The following is a 17578-nucleotide window of genomic DNA, read 5'->3' as shown; positions in this document are numbered from 1 at the left end:
GCTTTTTTAGCTTATCAATAGTTTAAAACAGTCATTCTCTTGTTTTCTCCCCTGCCTCTAGTTTCAACAAGAAGGATTTTTTATCAAGGCCGCCGGCATAACCGGTCAATTTGCCGTCGCTTCCGACAATCCGGTGGCAGGGAATCAGAAGGGAAATGGGATTATGACCGATGGCGCTACCAACTGCTCTAGCAGAGCCAATTTTTCCATACTCAGCCTGCAACTCCCGCAAAATATCTGAATAGGTAGCCGTTTGCCCATAGGGAATCTTCTGCAGCACTGTCAGAACCTTGCTTCTAAACTCAGTCACTTGAGGTGCCAATAGAATTTCATCTGTCGCGGGATTTTCTCCCTTGAAATAAGCATCCAGCCAAGCAGAGACGCGTCGGCTGACTTCTGTCTCTTCCTGTTGCGCTTGCTCCAAATCGTAGCCTGCCCCAAAATATTTCTGTTCCTCAAGCCAAAGTCCCAGCAAGGCATTTCCGTCTGTCAAGATGAGAATACGGCCGATTGGGGATTTGTAATAAGTTTTGTACATTTCTTCTCCTTTTCGATGAAAATCAACTAATAAAGTAAACGCCAAATATAAAAAACTGCATATGAACACCATGTGCCCCACTCTTTTTTTAACTTTAATAGCAATTCCTTAGACGGTTTCTCATCTAGACCAAGTATATAAGATATGCCATTCTGCAATCCAATGTCAGCCATCGGAAAAGCCGATTGTATACGAAAACATCGCATCATCACATAATGAGCCGTCCACGGACCGACACCGTAAAGTTTAAGCAACTCTTTTTCAATTTGCTCAGCTGTATCTAACTTTTGATAATAACTTCTTGAAATGGTCCCCTGATACAAGAGCATTGATATTGTTTGTAAATATTCTGCTTTTTTACGAGTCATTTGCAACTCCAATAACTCCTCAGCCACACTATTTGCAACCATCTCAGGCTTTGGATAAAGCCAGTAAGTTTCATGGTTATAGTGAAAAGCTTCGCCATATTTCTTGACAAAACGTTCTTTTAGGGTATAAGCATAAGCAAGATTTACCTGCTGTCCTAAAATTCCCCAAGTAATAGCCTCATAAAAATCTGGGACACCAATCAAACGAAGTCCGTAAAACTTCTGAACCAAAGGAGATAAAATATTATCTTCTTGTGCAAACTGATAAAAGTCATCTAACAACTGATCTAAATCCAACCAATCTCTGACAAAATTGCTAATAACTTTTCTAGCCTCAGCAGAAAAAATAGGCTGATTTTCCGCCTGGATACATATCTCTTGAACTTGCTCATTGTAAAAAATCGTACAAAGATAAAATTCATTTTCGACTTTAAACAAGCGCTTAATTCTGTCATTTGCAACTTGGTACATCACTTCCTTTTCCTCTCTTGATAAGTAGGAAATAATTTGTACCCAGTCAAAGATAGATGACGTTTCTAAATAGATTATATTTTTAGCTAACATATCTACACCTTTCTTTTAATTATTATACCATCATTTTGGAAGCGGAAATATAACAATCTGGCTTTCTCATCAGAAAAACAAAATCCCCGTATCTTTAACAGATGGGGGATGATCTCGTATTTAACTAGGTGACTTGGAGCTTTGCCACAATCCCATCTGGGTCTGTGACTTCTAGCTCTTGGGAGCTAATCCTAAATTGTCAAATTAAGCTAGACTTTTCAAGTAACTCAGAAAAACTTGGTAGGGTGATTGATAATTCAATGATTTTCTAGGAATTCTATTTCTTTTATCAGCTATAGCTGATAAATAATTTTGAGAAATATTAGTAAAATCCATTTGTTTCGGTAATCCATTTCGTCTTAATAAGCCATTAGAATGTTCATTGAGACCTCGTTGACCAGGACATCCTGGATCCGCAAAGAAAATATCAATGTCATGTGCATTCGAAATAGATTTCCAATTAGAAAATTCTTTCCCACAATCAAACGTTATCGACTTAAAGAGATGACTGGGAACTTGAGACAACCATTGATTGATGGAGGCCTCAATATCACTTGCTTTCCGTCCATTGGTTTTCAGTGTGATGATGGCTTTTGAGAGGCGTTCTACTAAGGTAATGACTGCACTTTTGTGTTTCTCTCCCACAATTGTATCCCCTTCTAGATGACCGAATTCCGTCTTAAAATTAGGTTAACTGTCTACTCTCTCACGTAAATCTCTGCGCAACGCTTGTTTTCCTCGTTTTTCGCTATGACCATTTGGGTTTTTTTTGCCTTTCCAAGGTAGATCCTCTTTCTTTAGAATACACGGTCTGCTAGTCGATAGAGAGTTCTCATAGAACAAGAAATCCTATCTGGATAAACTCCCTTAATGACATCAAGGATCCAGCTTAGATCTAAATGAGTTTGAATAAAGTCTTTTTCTGCTTGCGTAAGACTTGTTTTATTCCTGCCACAGCGTTTCTTATTGACTTTATATCGCTTATAGTAATCATAAGCAGAGTGTCTCTTTCAGATAGTTGATGACATTGTAGATTGTCTGTTTTGATCTGCCAAATGAAGTCACAATATTTGAAACTTTTATGTTTTCTTGATAGTAAGCCTCTATCATTACAAGCTCGTTTGTGGTAAGATGAGTATAGGTCATTTATGTTAGCTCCTTTCAGACAAATGTGGTGTTTATCTGAGCCTAACATAGATGGCTTTTTCTGTCTAGCTTAATTTTACAAATTGGGCTTTATCTTCTTAACGCTCTGAAAGACTACAAATCCCACAACCATTCCCAAGGTATTTTGTAGGAAGTTTGGAAGGATTTCTGGCAAGGCTGCTGACCAGCCATTCATTAGAGTTGAGCCCAGAGCGTAGCCACTTACCATGACGATAGTAGCTAAGACTAAGCCCAACCATTGCCATTTCCCTTTAAAACCTGCAAAATAACCTTGCAAGCCATGGTTTAACAAGCTAAAGAACATCCACTGTGGAAAGCCTGATAAAAGGTCAAGCAGAAAAGCTGCTAGTCCTCCAACGACAGCTCCTTCTTTACTGCCAAAGTAAAAAGCAGTAAAGAAAATACCTGCGTCCAAGAGAGTCAATATTCCTGTTGGCGTTCCAATTTTCAAGTAATAACCTAGAACTACTGAAAGAGCGGTTAGAAGAGATACAAGTGCGATTTTAGTTGTTTTGGTTTGCTTCATATTGTCTTACTCCATATTGATCTGCTTGTGCAATGGCACGGTAAACGAAAGCTTTCGAGCTCTCTACTGCTGGTAAAAGTTCATCCCCTTTAACCAAGTGACTGGCGATGCTTGAGGCAAAGGTACATCCTGCACCAGCATTTTGGCCTTGAATGACTGGGTTTTCTAGAACAGTGAAAGTTTGTCCATCATAAAAGACATCCACTGCCTTGTCCTGACTGAGGCGATTGCCTCCCTTGATAATGACTGCTGGCGCTCCTAAATCATGCAATTTCTGAACTGCAGCCTTCATATCTTCCAAAGTTTTAATTTCCTGACCAGCTAACAATTCTGCTTCAGGAAGATTTGGCGTAATCACACTGACATGAGGGAAAAAGCGAATCAACTCTTGACAGAGTTCACTGACAGCTACATCGTGAGTTTCTTTGCAGACCAAGACAGGGTCCAATACCACAGGCACTCCTGGACGTTGCTTGATAAAGTCCAATGCTTTCTCAGCCACACTGACAGTAGGGAGAAGGCCAATCTTAATCCCTGCAAACTCCACATCACGCAAACTATCCAACTCATGTTGGAAAATAGTATCATCCGTAGGAAAGACTTCAAAGCCCTTTTCGGTCAAAGCCGTCAAACAAGTCACTGCAACAAAGCCATGCAAGCCGTTTAAGGTATAGGTGGCCAAATCAGCTGACAAACCACCACCACTAAAAATATCATTCCCAGAAAGGGCTAAAATACGATTATTCTTCATAACGAATCTCCTTTAAATACAAGCCATTTGGTGCCGCCGTTGGACCTGCAAGTTGCCTGTCCTTCTTCTCCAAAATCAAGTCAATCTGCTCAACTGGCATTCGATTATTTCCGATTTTGAGCAGCGTCCCCACCATATTGCGAATCTGCTTATACAAGAAACCATTTCCTGAAAAGGTAAAGGTCAAAAACTGCCCTATCTCATCAACACTAAGACTGGCTTCTGTAATGGTACGAACCTTGTCCTCTACACTGGTTCCAGATGCTGTAAAACCGGTAAAATCGTGGGTTCCTTCTAGCTTTTTGATTGCCATCTGCATCCGCTCTACATCAAGCGGATAGGGAAAGTGAGTAGCGTAGTGACGACGCATAGGATTTTTGGGACGTCCTCTATCCACGATAAACTCATAGGTCTTGCTGTGTTTGGCATAACGGCAATGAAAATCATCGGTCACAATCTCAATTGAAATCACATCAATATCTTCTGGAGACTGGGTATCCAGAGCAAAACGGAGTTTTTCCTCATCCATCTGATAGGGCAGATCAAAATGAATGACCTGTCCCAGAGCATGGACCCCACTATCCGTCCTACCAGCACCATGAACAGCGATGGCTTGCCCCTTATTGAGTCTTATTAAGGTTTTCTCAATTTCCTCTTGCACGCTCCGCGCATAAGGCTGGCGCTGAAAACCAGCAAAGGCATAACCATCATAGGAAATAGTTGCTTTATATCTTGTCATAACTTCTATTTTATCAGGAAATAAAAGTGTAAACAAGTTTAAAAACCAATAATTGTCTGGGTACAAATTTCAAAAAGAAAAACTTAGGAAATTAATCCTAAGCTCTCTTTTGAAGTGCGTACATAACAAAGATAGAAGTGACAATCAACCAGCAGCCTAGAATGGTGAAGACCAACATACCGTTTTGAGTCACCAAGCCAATCGCCCCAAGAATGAAAGGTGTCGTAAAGGCTCCAAAGCTGCATCCTAGCACTGCAAAAGATGTTGCTTGATTAAGGAGCTTAGCTGGGATTCTTTCAGAAAGAAGCTGAAAGACAGTGGTCAAGGCCACACTATAAGAAAAACCTGCCACAACACTTCCAACCACCATCACACCCAATGACGGAGATAAGGCAATCACAATCTGCCCCAATCCAAAGGTAATACCTGACCAAAGGAGCAACCTTTCTTTAAACAGAGAGATAAAGAAAGAAAAACTCACACCTGCCAAGATACCAATCAACTGCATGATACTTAAAACCAAGCTCGATAACTGGGCATCCCCTAGACCTCTTTCCACCATCAGACTAGGAATACGAATGGTGATAGCTGTGTTGGTGCAGACAACAACTGCTGCTTCGACAGCTAATAGAAAAATTAATCCTTTCATCTTTCCTGTCAAACGAGTCGTTTCGGCCTCTTTTTTCTTTGTTTCTTTCTTTTCTTTCCCATAAGGGACAAAGAGCAGATAAAGAATCAATACTAAAAATCCCGCACTGTAGGCCAAGAAGGTCACTGTCCATCCCAAGGATAAGAGTTGACCTACCACTAGAGTCAAAATCGATGCCCCGACAACTTCTGCTGATCCGCGAAGACCCAACATCTGGATCCGTGTCTTTCCATGATAGCGTTCGCTAATGATGGAAATGGCCTTGGCATTAATCATTCCAACACCCAAGCCAAATAAAATCCGCATCGCAAAGACAAAGTTGTACTCCTGATACCAGAAAGGGGCAGTTCCACCGATAGAAAGGATGAGAAGTCCTAGACTAATCTGAAGTCGCTCAGGAAATAACCGCTCCAAAAACCCATTTAAAACCAGCATAATCATAATTCCAAAAGAAGGAAGACTGACCAGGAGCTCGATTTGTTCTTTGGGATAGCCTTGATAGTAGTCAAACATGGCTGGCAGAGCACTTGAGATGGAAAAGGAGGTAATCAAAACGAGGGAGAGGGCCAAAATACTAGCCCGTTCTAAATATTGTTTCATGAATTTTCTTTCTGTATATTTCTCACTGTTGATCCTTTTAAAAGGAAGATGGCAAGAAAAGAAGGAGCCCGATTGAACTAGAGACTCCGTCCTAACTTTCCTAATAGGAAGACTATTTTCGCTTGATTTGCTTGATTAGGTAGAAGATAAATCCTGCAACCATATACGCCGCAAAAATGATCAAACACCATTTGATAACCACGTCCCAACCCTTGTTCACATTTAAAAAGAAATAAGGGAAGGGATTGTCCTTGGAATTCGGAATATTGAGTTTTAAGACCAGGCCATTAAACAAGGCAAAAATCATATAAACCAAGGGCAAAATGGTCCACAAGACTGGATCCCAGATCTTGTATTGACCCCGTTTATCAAAGAAGAGGGTGTCAGCTAAAAACCAAAGTGGAACGATATAGTGGCAAAGGAAATTTTCCACTCGGTAAAAGTCTGTCGCAATCGGAGCAAGCATAAAATGGTAAATCACACAGGTAATCATGATACTCATGGTGACACCACCCTTGAGACGAAGCAAGATCGGACTTTGCCAATTTTCACCTGAACGGCTCATCACACGGAGCAGATAGCCCGTGAAAATCGTTACCAAAAGATTGGACAACACTGTGTAGTAAAGGAGCATACCAAAGCCACCGTGCTTGGTAATCTCCAAATAAACTCCTGTAAATGCTGCTAAGAACAAGAGCACACGGCTATAAAAGATAAATTTATAATTCAGTTTCATGGCTAGATTTTCTTAACAAATTCTGATTTGAGTTTCATAGCTCCAAAACCATCAATCTTACAGTCGATGTTGTGGTCACCTTCTACGATACGGATATTTTTAACACGAGTTCCTTGTTTCAAATCCTTTGGCGCACCTTTTACTTTCAAGTCCTTGATAAGGGTCACAGTATCGCCGTCAGCCAGTTTATTTCCATTGGCATCGATAGCAACTACACCTTCTTCTACTTCTGCAACTTCTGCAGGATTCCACTCATAGGCACACTCTGGGCAGACCAAGAGACTTCCGTCTTCGTAGACATATTCTGAATTACATTTTGGGCAATTTGGTAAGTTGTTCATAAGTCCTCCTTAAACTAACAATTATTCTTTAAAATTCATATGTTATTGAACAGCAACTATTATACCGTAAAATCCTACTTTTGACAATGTGTCCTAAGTCCAGCAAACAAAAAAATCATGCAACTGTTTACAGTTACATGACTTTTAAAAGATGATTGGTCATGGGCACTTATCAAGCACCTCATGATAAAAGGGGTAGCAACTATATCTTACAGACCAGGAGCTTGTCCAAGTTCTGCTGTAAGCATCCAAACTGTTTTCTCAAGTTCAGCCTTAGCCCCAACAAAGATATCGTTTGTAACATCATCACCTTCTTCATCAGTTACATCCAAAGCTTTTTGGAAAAGAGTGATGAGGTAGCGATAAATTGCTAGAACACGTTCCAAGCTTTCTTCAACGTTACGGAATTCTCCTTCTTCTTCTTCGATTTCACTGTGTTGAAGGAACTCTGTCAAAGTTGAGTAAGGTTTGCCACTAAGAGTGATCAAACGTTCACTGATTTCGTCAAGATAGCCATCAAGGCTGTCCATGTATTCATCCATTTTTGGATGCCATACGAGGAAACCACGACCACGCATATACCAGTGAACTTGGTGAAGGGCAATGTGAGCCACATACAAGTCTGCTACTGCTTGGTTCAATACTTCCTTTGTTTTTGCCAATGCTACTGGCGCTGTTTTAGATAATGTTGTTACGTCTTTTACTGCTTCTTTTTTCAATTCAACCATGTTGATCACCTCATAATATTATTTTTGCAACCATATTTATTGATTACTATCTCAGTATACTACTCCTAGTAGACAAAAGCAAGAAAATTAACCCATATTAAAAAAGTTGTAATAGACTGATAATTTAAGAAAAATATATGACCTCTATAAAAAAAGACAGTCTTAGAAGACTGTCTGGAATAACTTAAATTATTTTACAAAATCAAGCAATGCCAAGAAGCTTTCAGCTTCAAGTGACGCACCACCTACAAGGGCACCGTCAACGTCTGGGCAAGCCATGTATGAAGCAACGTTTTCAGGTTTAACAGAACCACCGTATTGAACACGAACTTTTTCTGCAACTTCTTGACCAAAGTCAGCAGCTACAACGTCGCGAACAACTTTACACATTTTTTGTGCATCGTCTTGTGAAGCTGATTTACCAGTACCGATAGCCCAGATTGGCTCATAAGCGATAACGGATGCAGCAACTTGTTCTGCAGTCAATCCAGCAAGAGCAGCTGAAACTTGAGCACCTACGAATTCAGCAGCTTTACCAGCTTCGTAAGTTTCAAGTGACTCACCACAACAGATGATTGGAAGCATACCGTTTGCAAAGATTGCTTTTGCTTTTTTGTTGATATCTTCGTCAGTTTCATGGAAGTAGTCACGACGTTCTGAGTGACCGATAACAACGTAGTCAGTACCGATTTCTTTCAAAACTTGTGGGCTTGTTTCACCAGTGAACGCACCTGCATTTTCAAAGTAGCAGTTTTGAGCAGCAACTTTAAGGTTTGAACCTTTAGCAGCAGCAAGAACAGCTGTCAAATCAACTGCAGGAGCTGCGATACCTGCTTCAACAAGGTCTGATGAAGGAAGTTTTGATGCAACGGCCTCAACGAATGCTTTTGCTTCTTCTGGATTTTTGTTCATTTTCCAGTTACCAGCGATAAATGGTTTACGTGACATTTCACATACCTCTTTTTTCATTTTATTCACTATTATTCTATCATATTTATAAGGAGCTTGCAAACCTTACTCTAATTTTCAAGATTTTTCAAGCGGCTAATCTTGCCACAAATTCATGGCATCGAGGAAATCAGCCGAAGCCTGAACTTGTTTGGGATTGTTGGCTTCTCGCTCTGCTCGTTTGGCCTCTACTTGGGCAACAGACTGGATGCCTTCATGGCGCCAGTTTCGTAGGATTGCCTGAATATATTTCCAGTTTGGCTTCCCATTGAGGACGGCCTCTCGGAGAGCTTCCTTAATCAAATCCGCCTTAACTCCGTCTTCTTTGACCGTCTTGGAAAGATCCTCGATTTCAAATGGTGTTAATAAGCGTCCCAATTCCTGCTGAAAAGTTTCAACCAGATCCTTCAATTGATTTTGCGGATTTGGGGCAGTTGTAGCTGGAGTTTGGGTATCTAGCAAGCTATCCAAGCGTTCAAAAGCCAAACTAGCATCAAAAATCAGCTCAATTTCCCCATTTAGTTCAATGGTCCGATATTGTAGCAAACCATTTTCAGTCAAATTCGAAATGGATTGGTTGACATCTGCCACCTCTTTCCCAATGATTTCAGCAATCTGACTAGGCGAAACATCTCCTAGTGCTGTGGTATTTTGTAAATAGAAAAATTGCCAGACGAGAAAATCTTCGCTGGAAGGAAAGAGTTCCTTAAAATGCAAGAGCAGGGCACTTGGCAAAACCAAGTTCCCTGATTTAAAAGCGTCAAAATATGTCATAATTCCTCTTATAGATATCCAAATGCAGCCGCATCATCCTCTACCTTTCTCCAGTCAAAAGGGGTTTCTTGATAAACTGCATAGTTTACCCAATTGCTGAAAAAGAGGGCAGCTGATGAAGACCAACAAAGACAGGGCGTCTCATTTACATCATCATTTTTAAAGTAGTTCTCTGGGATATGAGGATTGAGTCCCGCCTCATAATCACGAAAATACTCTCTTGCCAAAGTGTCACGATCATACTCCAAATGACCAAAACTATAAATCTCACGCAAATCTCGACTAGCTAAGATAGAAACCCCAACCTCAGGACCTTCTGACAGAATCTCCAGATTGGTCTTGTTTAAGATTTCTTCTTTTAAAATCTCCGTATGACGAGAATGAGGTGCTACATAGCGATCATCAAAACCTCTAAAAAGAAGATGCCCTTCTTTCAAGGTGTCCTGTGGATAAATGCCTGATAGTTTCCGATCCATCTGGTGCTTTTCAACGCCATAGCGAACATAAAGACCTGCTTGAGCTCCCCAACAGATATGGAGTGTTGAAAAAACATGCGTCTTGGACCATTCGATGACCTGTTTGAATTCCTCCCAGTAATCTACCTCTTCAAAAGGTAAATGCTCTACTGGTGCTCCTGTGATAATCAGTCCATCAAAAAAGTCATCCTTGACCTCTGGAAAGGTCTTATAGAAGGTTTCCATATGTTCGGCACGGGTTGTCTTGGAACGATGTGTTTCCATATATAAGAAATCAATATCTAGTTGCAAAGGGGTATTAGCCAAATGCCGTAAGAGTTGCGTTTCTGTTACCATTTTTTGAGGCATGAGATTTAAAATCAGAATCTTCAAGGGGCGAATATCCTGATGAGCGGCCCGTTGGTCGTCCATAACAAAGATATTTTCTGTCCTTAAAATCTCCACAGCTGGTAATTTTTTATCAATTCGAATCGGCATAATACCCTCCTAACAGTTCTCTATTTCGGGAATGATGTTGTCTGTTTGAAAGTAAAAACCTCCAAATACTTCTTCCCTTTATTATACTGTATGAAGATATAGTTTTCAATTATAGTTTTTCTCTAACTAGCTATAGTTAATTTATATAGCAGATGAAGAGAAAACAGCCCCAAGGACTGTTTTCATTAATAATGCATAAGAACCTTGTAATCGTAGTCTCCGATTTTTTCACGGCCTTTAAGCTCATCCAACTCAATCAAGAAAGCACAACCGGCTACAACTCCACCAAGTCTTTCAATCATCTCAATCGTTGCCTTGACAGTTCCGCCTGTTGCCAAAAGATCATCTACGATGAGAACACGTTGGCCTGGCTTGATCGCATCAGCATGCATGGTCAAGGTATCAATACCGTACTCTTTCTCATAATCAGCAGAAATGACTTCACGTGGCAATTTTCCTGGCTTACGAACAGGTGCAAAACCAATTCCCAACTCAAAAGCAACTGGGCAGCCAACAATAAATCCGCGAGCCTCTGGACCCACGATCATGTCGATTTTCTTGTCCGTTGCATACTGAACGATTTCACGAACAGCGTAGCTATATGCATTTCCATCTGCCATCAAAGGGCTGATATCACGGAAGGTGATGCCTTCCTTAGGATAATTTTCAATCGTTGCGATATAATCTTTTAAATTCATCTTTTTCTTTCTTTCAAAGTTTTTTACTCTCTATTATAGCATATTTTTTAAGAAAGAAAAAAGGAAAAGTTAACTTCAATAATTATCTAACGATTTGACGATTTATAACTAGCCATAGCAATAAAGCCCAATTTCTGTTTATTCTTAGCAAACATTTTATACATAGTTAAAAACTGCTTTCTATTCTCCTTTTTACAAGCATTTACGCAAATTTTCAAAGTTCCTAGCCAACCTTCGTCATAAATCATACCTGATAATTTCATTAATGTCATTTCACCAGTCAATATTTTCACATCATGGTAACCTGATTCTCTCATCACCTGTTCCCAACCATCTTGAGTTAAAGGACCTACATTTACATGAATTGCTTGTGACAATTCCTGTCTGACAGACTCTTTAGCTTCCTTAAGAAGCACATCATGTGTCAAAAGAAGACCTTCAGGTTTTAAAACCCTTAGATACTCCATTACACATTTTTTCTTAGCTTGATCGGTTTGCATAGTCAGCATAGCTTCATTTATAACAATATCAAAACTAGCATCTTCATAAGGAAGTTTCATTGCATTTGCTCTTTCAAATCTGATCAAATGACCAACACCTGCCGTTTCAGCAGATTTTTTAGCCACTTCTAAGGCTTGTCCATCCATATCAACAGCAGTTATCTTACAACCAAAACGCTGTGCCAACTCAATTGCTGTAGTTCCCCTATTGCACGCAACTTCTAGTATTCTCTTTTCTTTTGAAAATCCTCCTTCCGCAATTAACCAATCTGTAGCACGTTTTCCACCTGGACGTAAGCGTTTTTTCCCCAGTTTTGCTAAAAACTTATGACCTGCTTCTGACATTTGAACACCTCTATTTTTTCTTCATTATAACACAAAATTATATTATCTGACAATTCTAATTTATTATTTGATAAACTAGAATCAAAAGCATACAAGCTGCCATGACTATAGGCATAAATCTATTAATCACCTCTCTAGTTCGAATTCAATTGCTCACGTAGTTTACGCATATAGGTTACGGCTACATATTTGTACTTTAGAGTTGCTGGCCTCCTTATCCGCTATATACGCTTTACTATCACATGCCTATTCGTATAGCCAAGATTTCTCTATCTCTTTCTCTGTCGATTCTTATTTCCAACGTCAGACTTAAACAGTCTATCCTAATGCCGTTCGATCAGCTACTCACAATAGTCAGGCTTGGGAATCACTTTTGGGTTTACTAGTATATGGTAGCCACAGAGGACTTACACCTCAGATGAACGGAATGCTCGTTGTACCTAAAAAACGAGCACATTCGTACTCGTTTTTAAAAATCTGTTAATTAAAGTGAGTTTACATCAACCTTGATACCAACACCTTGAGTAGTTGTGATTGTCAAGTTTGTTACGTAAGTTCCTTTAGCTGTAGCTGGTTTTGCTTTTTGAATTGTTTCGTTGAAAGCTTTGAAGTTTTCAACCAATTTTTCAGCTTCAAATGATACTTTACCGATGATTGCTTGAACGTTACCTGCACGGTCAGCACGGTAAGTGATTTTACCACCTTTAGACTCTTCAACTGCTTTAGCAACATCCATTGTTACAGTACCAGTTTTAGGGTTTGGCATCAAGTTACGTGGTCCAAGGACACGTCCAAGACGTCCAACAAGAGCCATCATGTCAGGTGTAGCGATAACTACGTCGAAGTCCAACCAACCGTCGTTGATTTTCGCAACAAGGTCATCTTCACCAACAAAGTCTGCACCAGCAGCTTTTGCTTCTTCAGCTTTTGCACCACGTGCGAAAACAAGAACGCGTGAAGTTTTACCAGTACCGTTTGGCAATACCATTGCGCCACGGATTTGTTGGTCAGCTTTTTTAACGTCGATGTTCAAGTTGTAAGCAACTTCTACAGTTGCGTCAAATTTTGCAAAGTTAGTTTCTTTTGCAAGTGCTACAGCTTCTTCTACACTGTATGCTTTTGTGCTGTCGATTTTTTCAAGAGCAGCACGAAGTTGTTTGCTTTTTTTAGCCATTTTCTATTCTCCTTGTAAGTGGTTCAATCGATTTTCATCTCCCACGTCACTTCTCGAAATGATGAAGTCTTGCGGGTTATATTGGGGGTGTTATTGATTAGTCAACAACAGTGAATCCCATAGAACGAGCAGTACCTTCGATCATACGCATTGCAGACTCAATGTTTGCTGCGTTCAAATCTGGCATCTTAGTTTCTGCAATTTCTTGTACTTGTGCACGAGTAACTGTAGCAACTTTAGTTTTGTTAGGTGTACCTGATCCTTTTTCAACACCTGCAGCTTTTTTCAAAAGAACAGCAGCTGGTGGTGTTTTTGTAACGAAAGTAAATGATTTGTCTTCGTATACTGAGATAACAACTGGAATGATCATACCAGCTTGGTCAGCTGTACGAGCGTTGAACTCTTTTGTGAATCCCATGATGTTGATACCAGCTTGACCAAGAGCAGGTCCAACTGGTGGAGCTGGTGTAGCTTTACCAGCAGGGATTTGCAATTTTACAAGTTTTTCGACTTTTTTAGCCATTTTTAAATCCTCCTTTGTGGTTTTGGCGGTAATTAGAGATTTTTACCTCCCACAAGTATGCTTTACACATACCTTTCCATTATACACTATTTATCTAAAAATGCAAGAGAAAACTTTCGTTTTTAATCGACGTAATCTCCGCCTTCAAAGCCATAGTACTCTTCCAAACTGAGACCACTTGCAGCAATTTCTTTGGCTTCTTTTCCGACGTAGCGAAGATGCCATTCTTCCGCCATGTAGCCAGTCTCTTTTTCCTTGCCTTTGAGATAGCGAACAACAAAGCCATAGTCAGCCGCATGATCCAAGAGCCACTGGGCCGCCTTTTCTTCAGTAACTAAATCTCCATCTGTCCCAATAAGGTCAAATGCAAGACCTGTTTGGTGTTCACTATAACCTGGGCGAGCTGAGTAGCGATCAGCAGCTTCCTTACCATCTTGATTCACATAGTCTTGATAAAGTTTGGTTTGAGTTTCATAACTTCTAAAACCACTGTAGTGATCGCTGATTGGGTAGCCAGCCGCTTGCATTGCTGCAATGAGCTTCAGCAACTCTGCTTTAGCTGTTGGATTTTCTCCTGGATTATAGTCTTTTGACAAAGGATAGTGCTTATTAGCTATGACGATTTCATCGTACTTCCCTTGAATACTATAGTAGTCTCCCTTATTGACAACTTCTGCCTTCTTCTGACTAGAGGCTTGGGATTTGCTTCCTACAGTTCCTTCCGGTTGACTGCTTTGCTCCGTCTTTTGAGTATTTTCTTCAACTTTGGTTTTTTCTTGCGAACAAGCTGCAAGAGTCAATGCTAGTAAACCAGATAAAATGACATATCTTTTTTTCATTTCTTTCTTCCTCTCTCTTAGGCCAAATGCTTCTCCAATTCATGAGATAAGATTTTAATCATCTCTTCCAGCTCTGGCGATTGTACTTGGCAATCTTCTGCCGCCATTTCTTCCCAGGGCACCCACCAGACTGGCCCACGGCCATTCAATCCATGACTCTTCATATCACCTGCTCTTCGCGGAAAAAGATGCCAATGAGCGTGGGCATCTCCATTTCCTAGGAGTTCAATATTCATCTTTTCAGCTTTAAACGCTTTGGCAACAGATTCTTGGACCAAACTCATTTCCTCTAGAAAACGCAGTTTTTCAGAAGTCTCCATATGGTGAAGTTCTGTGACATGCTCTTTTGCTAGAAATAAGGTATAGCCCTTAAAGTATTGATGGTCTCCAATGACAACATAGCCTGTTTCTAGTTCTTTTACAAAGTAAGGATTTTCCCCTGCCTTGATCCATTCAATTCTTTGACAAATCAAGCACATATTAGTCTACCAATGCACTCTTGAGATAGGCATCAACCATACGCTCAGTCGCCACGACCGAATCAATGTGTGTTCGTTCGTAAGAGTGACTGGATTCAATACCAGCTCCAAGGAGGGCATGCTTAACCTCTGCTCCTGCTGACATAGCTGCGGAAGCATCCGAACCGTAAAATGGATAAATGTCGAGCTTAAATGGAATATCTTGCTCCTTCGCCAAAGCTACTAAATGTTGACGGAAGTCATAGTGATAGGGACCTGAAGCGTCCTTGACACAGATAGAAACTGTATACTCATCCGTCTGCTGGTCATCTCCCATTGCCCCCATATCGACAGCTAGATATTCCACCACTTGAGTTGGAATATTGGAGTTAGCACCGTGGCCCACCTCTTCGAAGACTGAAAAAGCAAAATGAGTTGTTACTGGCAATGCAATCCCCTCTTCCTTATAAAAACGAAGAAGATTGAGCAAAATTGCTGCGCTGACCTTGTCATCCAAGTGGCGAGACTTAATAAAACCAGTCTCTGTCACGACAGTTCGCGGGTCAAAACTGATAAAGTCGCCAACCTCGATGCCCAAGGCGCGCGTTTCCTTTTCATTGGTTACTTTTTCGTCCAAACGCACTTCCATATTGTCCTGAGTGCGTTCAGCAGTTCCTGCATCTTTGTAGACATGGCAAGAAGTCTGGTGGATGAGGATGGTTCCAGATACCGTTTGACCTGTGCTAGCCACATGAACGGTACAGTTTTCTCCCTCAATCATGTTCCAAGGGAAACCACCGATACGATCTAATTTGAGACGGCCATCTGGTTTGACTGCACGGACAATAGCACCCAGCGTATCCACATGGGCAGTCACATAGCGGTGTTGGTCATCATTTTGACCTTTAATAGTAACATTGACACCACCCTTGGCTGTACGAACAGGCTGGTAACCAAGCTCTTCTAAAGTATGGACTAGATAGTCTGAGATCTCACGAGTAAATCCTGTTGGAGATGCAATAGCGGTTAGTTCTTTGATATAGTTTATAGTCTGATTCATTTCTTCACCTCTTTCCTACCATTATAACATTTTTCTAGTCAGACTCCTTCTCAAAAGGAGAAAAACTGTGTTTAGTTGCTTTCACTATAGATCCATGTTATAATACAAATACTTTGATTATGAAAGGAAAGTAAAAAATATGAAATCATACTTTAAAGTATCACTAGCCCTTGTGGCTTCACTTGTCCTCCTGCTCGGATGTTCCAAACAAGCATCAACACCTACCAACAGCAGTACCAAAGAAGACACAACAACTCAGTCAAGTGAGAGCAAACAAAGCAGCCAACAATCATCTGAAAAGAAAGAAACAACTAAGACACATACCTTTGTAAACAAAAATAATTCTGGAATCACTTCTACCTTGGTTTATACTGTAGAAGGCGACAATGTTATCAAGCAATCAGCTAATAACATTGCTGATCCTGAAATCCTTGGTGCAACTCCAGAAGATGTCAAGAGTTTTATCGAAGAAAAATACAAAGGTTATAATGGACTCAAAGGTGTTAAACAAACGATTGAAATCAAAGATGGAAAAGTTGTTCAAGATCTAGAAGTTGATTTCTCAGTTGCAAGCATTAACGAACTTAGAAAAGCACTTCCTGAAGAATATTCTGGTATCGGTAATCGTGTCAGTTTCTCAAACTCTAAAAAAGCACTGGAAAAAATGGGATTCACAGAAAAGACGAACTAATCTCCTAAAATTTCATATAGACTAGTGTAGGTCCACCCCAAAAGTTAGACACAACTCTAACTCTTGGGGTATTTTACTATATTCCTAACTGATGAGTCCAATAGATTCCTCCCCATCCCATAAAAAGTGCATTTGAAACTTCACACCCTTATAAACCATATGATAAAAGATTTTTGAAACAGATAGAGACAAAACTTTAATCGTTAGACTAATTTCTATTCGTTGTCATGTCAAGTCAGATGAGAGGGGAGGTCTAGTTGATTTTGTAGTAGAATCATGTTATAATACAAAATACTTTGATTATGAAAGGAAATTCCATGAAAACTCTTGTTAAAACTTCACTAGCCCTAGTGGCTTCACTTGTCCTCCTACTCGGATGCTCCAAACAAGCATCAACGCCTTCTAGCAGCAGTACCAAAGAAGATAAAACAACTCAGTCAAGCGAGACCAAGCAGAGCAGCCAACAATCATCTGAAAAGAAAGATGAGACAGAAACCCACACATTTGTCCACAATAGCAAACCTGGAATTCATTCTACCTTGACTTATACTGTAAAGGGGGATGATGTTGTAAAACAAACTGCTCATAATGTATTTGACCCTGAGAAACTTAATAATACCGCGGAAGGTATTAAGCAAATTGTTGACGATACTAATAAAGGTTATGAAGGGGTCAAAGGGGTTACACAAAAAGTTGAAATTCAAGACGAAAAAGTTATCCAAAACATCGAGGTTGACATGTCTGTCGCAAGTCTTGACGAACTGAAAAAAGCAATGCCGAATGAATATTATGGTATTGGAAACCGTGTAAGCTTTGCTGCTTCGAAAAAAAAGCTTAAAGAAGCTGGTTATACTGAACAAACCAACTAATGAGTCGTGCTCATACAAAAAATTCTTGGTCGATGACCA

21 protein-coding genes and 1 pseudogene are annotated in these 17578 nt (G+C 40.2%); 2 read left to right on the top strand and 20 right to left on the bottom strand.

The window, feature by feature from the left end; genetic code table 11:
* Nucleotides 1-31: 31 nt before the first annotated feature.
* The 20 genes and pseudogenes from BWR56_RS02530 to BWR56_RS02435 all read right to left on the bottom strand — a co-directional run bounded on the left by BWR56_RS02530 (nucleotide 32) and on the right by BWR56_RS02435 (nucleotide 15979).
* Complete coding sequence (locus tag BWR56_RS02530) at nucleotides 32-538, bottom strand: methylated-DNA--[protein]-cysteine S-methyltransferase (RefSeq protein ID WP_076984401.1); 507 nt, start codon at nucleotides 536-538, stop codon at nucleotides 32-34.
* Between the two features lie 26 nt (nucleotides 539-564).
* Entirely contained in the window at nucleotides 565-1470 is a 906-nt protein-coding gene (locus BWR56_RS02525) for a DNA-3-methyladenine glycosylase family protein (protein WP_076984400.1), read from the bottom strand.
* Between the two features lie 204 nt (nucleotides 1471-1674).
* Nucleotides 1675-2616: pseudogene (locus tag BWR56_RS02520) on the bottom strand (IS30 family transposase).
* Nucleotides 2617-2692: 76 nt separating this feature from the next.
* Nucleotides 2693-3163, bottom strand: a complete 471-nt coding sequence (locus tag BWR56_RS02515; RefSeq protein WP_076984399.1) for an ECF transporter S component — start codon at nucleotides 3161-3163, stop codon at nucleotides 2693-2695.
* Nucleotides 3141-3914, bottom strand: coding sequence for a bifunctional hydroxymethylpyrimidine kinase/phosphomethylpyrimidine kinase (locus BWR56_RS02510; protein WP_076984398.1), 774 nt, complete (start codon nucleotides 3912-3914; stop codon nucleotides 3141-3143). Before BWR56_RS02510 ends, BWR56_RS02515 begins: the two co-directional genes overlap by 23 nt.
* On the bottom strand, nucleotides 3904-4653 hold the full coding sequence (gene truA / locus BWR56_RS02505) for a tRNA pseudouridine(38-40) synthase TruA (RefSeq protein ID WP_076984397.1): 750 nt from the start codon (nucleotides 4651-4653) through the stop codon (nucleotides 3904-3906). The genes BWR56_RS02510 and truA overlap by 11 nt, the downstream gene beginning before the upstream one ends.
* 97 nt (nucleotides 4654-4750) lie before the next feature.
* Nucleotides 4751-5902: an MFS transporter gene (locus BWR56_RS02500; protein WP_076984396.1), complete on the bottom strand. Its 1152-nt coding sequence runs from the start codon at nucleotides 5900-5902 to the stop codon at nucleotides 4751-4753.
* A 112-nt stretch (nucleotides 5903-6014) separates the two neighbouring features.
* Nucleotides 6015-6638 (bottom strand): Pr6Pr family membrane protein, encoded by a 624-nt coding sequence (locus BWR56_RS02495; RefSeq protein WP_076984395.1) that lies wholly within the window; start codon nucleotides 6636-6638, stop codon nucleotides 6015-6017.
* Between the two features lie 2 nt (nucleotides 6639-6640).
* The gene (locus tag BWR56_RS02490; RefSeq protein WP_001061600.1) at nucleotides 6641-6979 is read right to left on the bottom strand and encodes a zinc ribbon domain-containing protein YjdM; all 339 of its coding nucleotides are present in this window, start codon (nucleotides 6977-6979) and stop codon (nucleotides 6641-6643) included.
* 209 nt (nucleotides 6980-7188) lie between these two features.
* On the bottom strand, nucleotides 7189-7707 hold the full coding sequence (locus tag BWR56_RS02485) for a Dps family protein (protein ID WP_049505238.1): 519 nt from the start codon (nucleotides 7705-7707) through the stop codon (nucleotides 7189-7191).
* A gap of 189 nt (nucleotides 7708-7896) precedes the next feature.
* The gene (gene tpiA, locus BWR56_RS02480) at nucleotides 7897-8655 is read right to left on the bottom strand and encodes a triose-phosphate isomerase (protein ID WP_049505239.1); all 759 of its coding nucleotides are present in this window, start codon (nucleotides 8653-8655) and stop codon (nucleotides 7897-7899) included.
* Nucleotides 8656-8751: 96 nt separating this feature from the next.
* Nucleotides 8752-9429, bottom strand: coding sequence for a DnaD domain-containing protein (locus tag BWR56_RS02475; protein ID WP_076984394.1), 678 nt, complete (start codon nucleotides 9427-9429; stop codon nucleotides 8752-8754).
* Nucleotides 9430-9437: 8 nt separating this feature from the next.
* Entirely contained in the window at nucleotides 9438-10382 is a 945-nt protein-coding gene (gene metA / locus BWR56_RS02470; protein WP_076984393.1) for a homoserine O-acetyltransferase MetA, read from the bottom strand.
* A gap of 185 nt (nucleotides 10383-10567) precedes the next feature.
* Nucleotides 10568-11080 carry an adenine phosphoribosyltransferase gene (locus tag BWR56_RS02465; protein WP_001049316.1) on the bottom strand — a complete coding sequence of 171 codons (513 nt, stop codon included), beginning with the start codon at nucleotides 11078-11080 and terminating at the stop codon, nucleotides 10568-10570.
* 86 nt (nucleotides 11081-11166) lie between these two features.
* A complete protein-coding gene (locus tag BWR56_RS02460) occupies nucleotides 11167-11925 on the bottom strand; it encodes a class I SAM-dependent methyltransferase (RefSeq protein WP_076984392.1) in 759 nt (252 codons plus the stop codon).
* Between the two features lie 484 nt (nucleotides 11926-12409).
* Nucleotides 12410-13099: a 50S ribosomal protein L1 gene (gene rplA, locus BWR56_RS02455; protein WP_001085675.1), complete on the bottom strand. Its 690-nt coding sequence runs from the start codon at nucleotides 13097-13099 to the stop codon at nucleotides 12410-12412.
* 97 nt (nucleotides 13100-13196) lie between these two features.
* On the bottom strand, nucleotides 13197-13622 hold the full coding sequence (gene rplK, locus BWR56_RS02450) for a 50S ribosomal protein L11 (protein ID WP_001085808.1): 426 nt from the start codon (nucleotides 13620-13622) through the stop codon (nucleotides 13197-13199).
* A gap of 122 nt (nucleotides 13623-13744) precedes the next feature.
* The gene (gene ldcB, locus BWR56_RS02445; protein ID WP_049505241.1) at nucleotides 13745-14461 is read right to left on the bottom strand and encodes an LD-carboxypeptidase LdcB/DacB; all 717 of its coding nucleotides are present in this window, start codon (nucleotides 14459-14461) and stop codon (nucleotides 13745-13747) included.
* Nucleotides 14462-14478: 17 nt separating this feature from the next.
* Nucleotides 14479-14940 (bottom strand): HIT family protein, encoded by a 462-nt coding sequence (locus tag BWR56_RS02440; RefSeq protein ID WP_049505242.1) that lies wholly within the window; start codon nucleotides 14938-14940, stop codon nucleotides 14479-14481.
* Nucleotide 14941: 1 nt separating this feature from the next.
* On the bottom strand, nucleotides 14942-15979 hold the full coding sequence (locus tag BWR56_RS02435) for a M42 family metallopeptidase (RefSeq protein WP_076984391.1): 1038 nt from the start codon (nucleotides 15977-15979) through the stop codon (nucleotides 14942-14944).
* A 139-nt stretch (nucleotides 15980-16118) separates the two neighbouring features.
* Here BWR56_RS02435 and BWR56_RS02430 point away from each other — a divergent pair, with 139 nt between their 5' ends.
* Together BWR56_RS02430 and BWR56_RS02425 are read left to right on the top strand one after the other, a co-directional pair.
* Nucleotides 16119-16670, top strand: a complete 552-nt coding sequence (locus tag BWR56_RS02430) for a DUF1307 domain-containing protein (protein WP_076984390.1) — start codon at nucleotides 16119-16121, stop codon at nucleotides 16668-16670.
* A gap of 317 nt (nucleotides 16671-16987) precedes the next feature.
* Nucleotides 16988-17539: a DUF1307 domain-containing protein gene (locus BWR56_RS02425; protein WP_076984389.1), complete on the top strand. Its 552-nt coding sequence runs from the start codon at nucleotides 16988-16990 to the stop codon at nucleotides 17537-17539.
* Nucleotides 17540-17578: the final 39 nt, after the last annotated feature.

Source organism: Streptococcus oralis (genome assembly GCF_001983955.1).
GTDB classification, from domain to species: domain Bacteria; phylum Bacillota; class Bacilli; order Lactobacillales; family Streptococcaceae; genus Streptococcus; species Streptococcus jiangnanensis.
This window is presented reverse-complemented; position numbering and strand designations above follow the sequence as displayed.

Excerpts from the sequence above, each read along its gene's own strand:
- tpiA (WP_049505239.1), bottom strand. The coding sequence starts at position 8,655 with ATGTCACGTAAACCATTTATCGCTGGTAACTGGAAAATGAACAAAAAT.
- rplK (WP_001085808.1), bottom strand. The coding sequence starts at position 13,622 with ATGGCTAAAAAAGTCGAAAAACTTGTAAAATTGCAAATCCCTGCTGGT.
- BWR56_RS02430 (WP_076984390.1), top strand. The coding sequence starts at position 16,119 with ATGAAATCATACTTTAAAGTATCACTAGCCCTTGTGGCTTCACTTGTC.
- BWR56_RS02515 (WP_076984399.1), bottom strand. The coding sequence starts at position 3,163 with ATGAAGCAAACCAAAACAACTAAAATCGCACTTGTATCTCTTCTAACC.
- BWR56_RS02475 (WP_076984394.1), bottom strand. The coding sequence starts at position 9,429 with ATGACATATTTTGACGCTTTTAAATCAGGGAACTTGGTTTTGCCAAGT.
- ldcB (WP_049505241.1), bottom strand. The coding sequence starts at position 14,461 with ATGAAAAAAAGATATGTCATTTTATCTGGTTTACTAGCATTGACTCTT.
- BWR56_RS02500 (WP_076984396.1), bottom strand. The coding sequence starts at position 5,902 with ATGAAACAATATTTAGAACGGGCTAGTATTTTGGCCCTCTCCCTCGTT.
- rplA (WP_001085675.1), bottom strand. The coding sequence starts at position 13,099 with ATGGCTAAAAAAAGCAAACAACTTCGTGCTGCTCTTGAAAAAATCGAC.
- BWR56_RS02435 (WP_076984391.1), bottom strand. The coding sequence starts at position 15,979 with ATGAATCAGACTATAAACTATATCAAAGAACTAACCGCTATTGCATCT.
- BWR56_RS02425 (WP_076984389.1), top strand. The coding sequence starts at position 16,988 with ATGAAAACTCTTGTTAAAACTTCACTAGCCCTAGTGGCTTCACTTGTC.
- BWR56_RS02530 (WP_076984401.1), bottom strand. The coding sequence starts at position 538 with ATGTACAAAACTTATTACAAATCCCCAATCGGCCGTATTCTCATCTTG.
- BWR56_RS02465 (WP_001049316.1), bottom strand. The coding sequence starts at position 11,080 with ATGAATTTAAAAGATTATATCGCAACGATTGAAAATTATCCTAAGGAA.
- BWR56_RS02440 (WP_049505242.1), bottom strand. The coding sequence starts at position 14,940 with ATGTGCTTGATTTGTCAAAGAATTGAATGGATCAAGGCAGGGGAAAAT.
- truA (WP_076984397.1), bottom strand. The coding sequence starts at position 4,653 with ATGACAAGATATAAAGCAACTATTTCCTATGATGGTTATGCCTTTGCT.
- BWR56_RS02485 (WP_049505238.1), bottom strand. The coding sequence starts at position 7,707 with ATGGTTGAATTGAAAAAAGAAGCAGTAAAAGACGTAACAACATTATCT.
- metA (WP_076984393.1), bottom strand. The coding sequence starts at position 10,382 with ATGCCGATTCGAATTGATAAAAAATTACCAGCTGTGGAGATTTTAAGG.
- BWR56_RS02495 (WP_076984395.1), bottom strand. The coding sequence starts at position 6,638 with ATGAAACTGAATTATAAATTTATCTTTTATAGCCGTGTGCTCTTGTTC.
- BWR56_RS02490 (WP_001061600.1), bottom strand. The coding sequence starts at position 6,979 with ATGAACAACTTACCAAATTGCCCAAAATGTAATTCAGAATATGTCTAC.
- BWR56_RS02460 (WP_076984392.1), bottom strand. The coding sequence starts at position 11,925 with ATGTCAGAAGCAGGTCATAAGTTTTTAGCAAAACTGGGGAAAAAACGC.
- BWR56_RS02525 (WP_076984400.1), bottom strand. The coding sequence starts at position 1,470 with ATGTTAGCTAAAAATATAATCTATTTAGAAACGTCATCTATCTTTGAC.
- BWR56_RS02510 (WP_076984398.1), bottom strand. The coding sequence starts at position 3,914 with ATGAAGAATAATCGTATTTTAGCCCTTTCTGGGAATGATATTTTTAGT.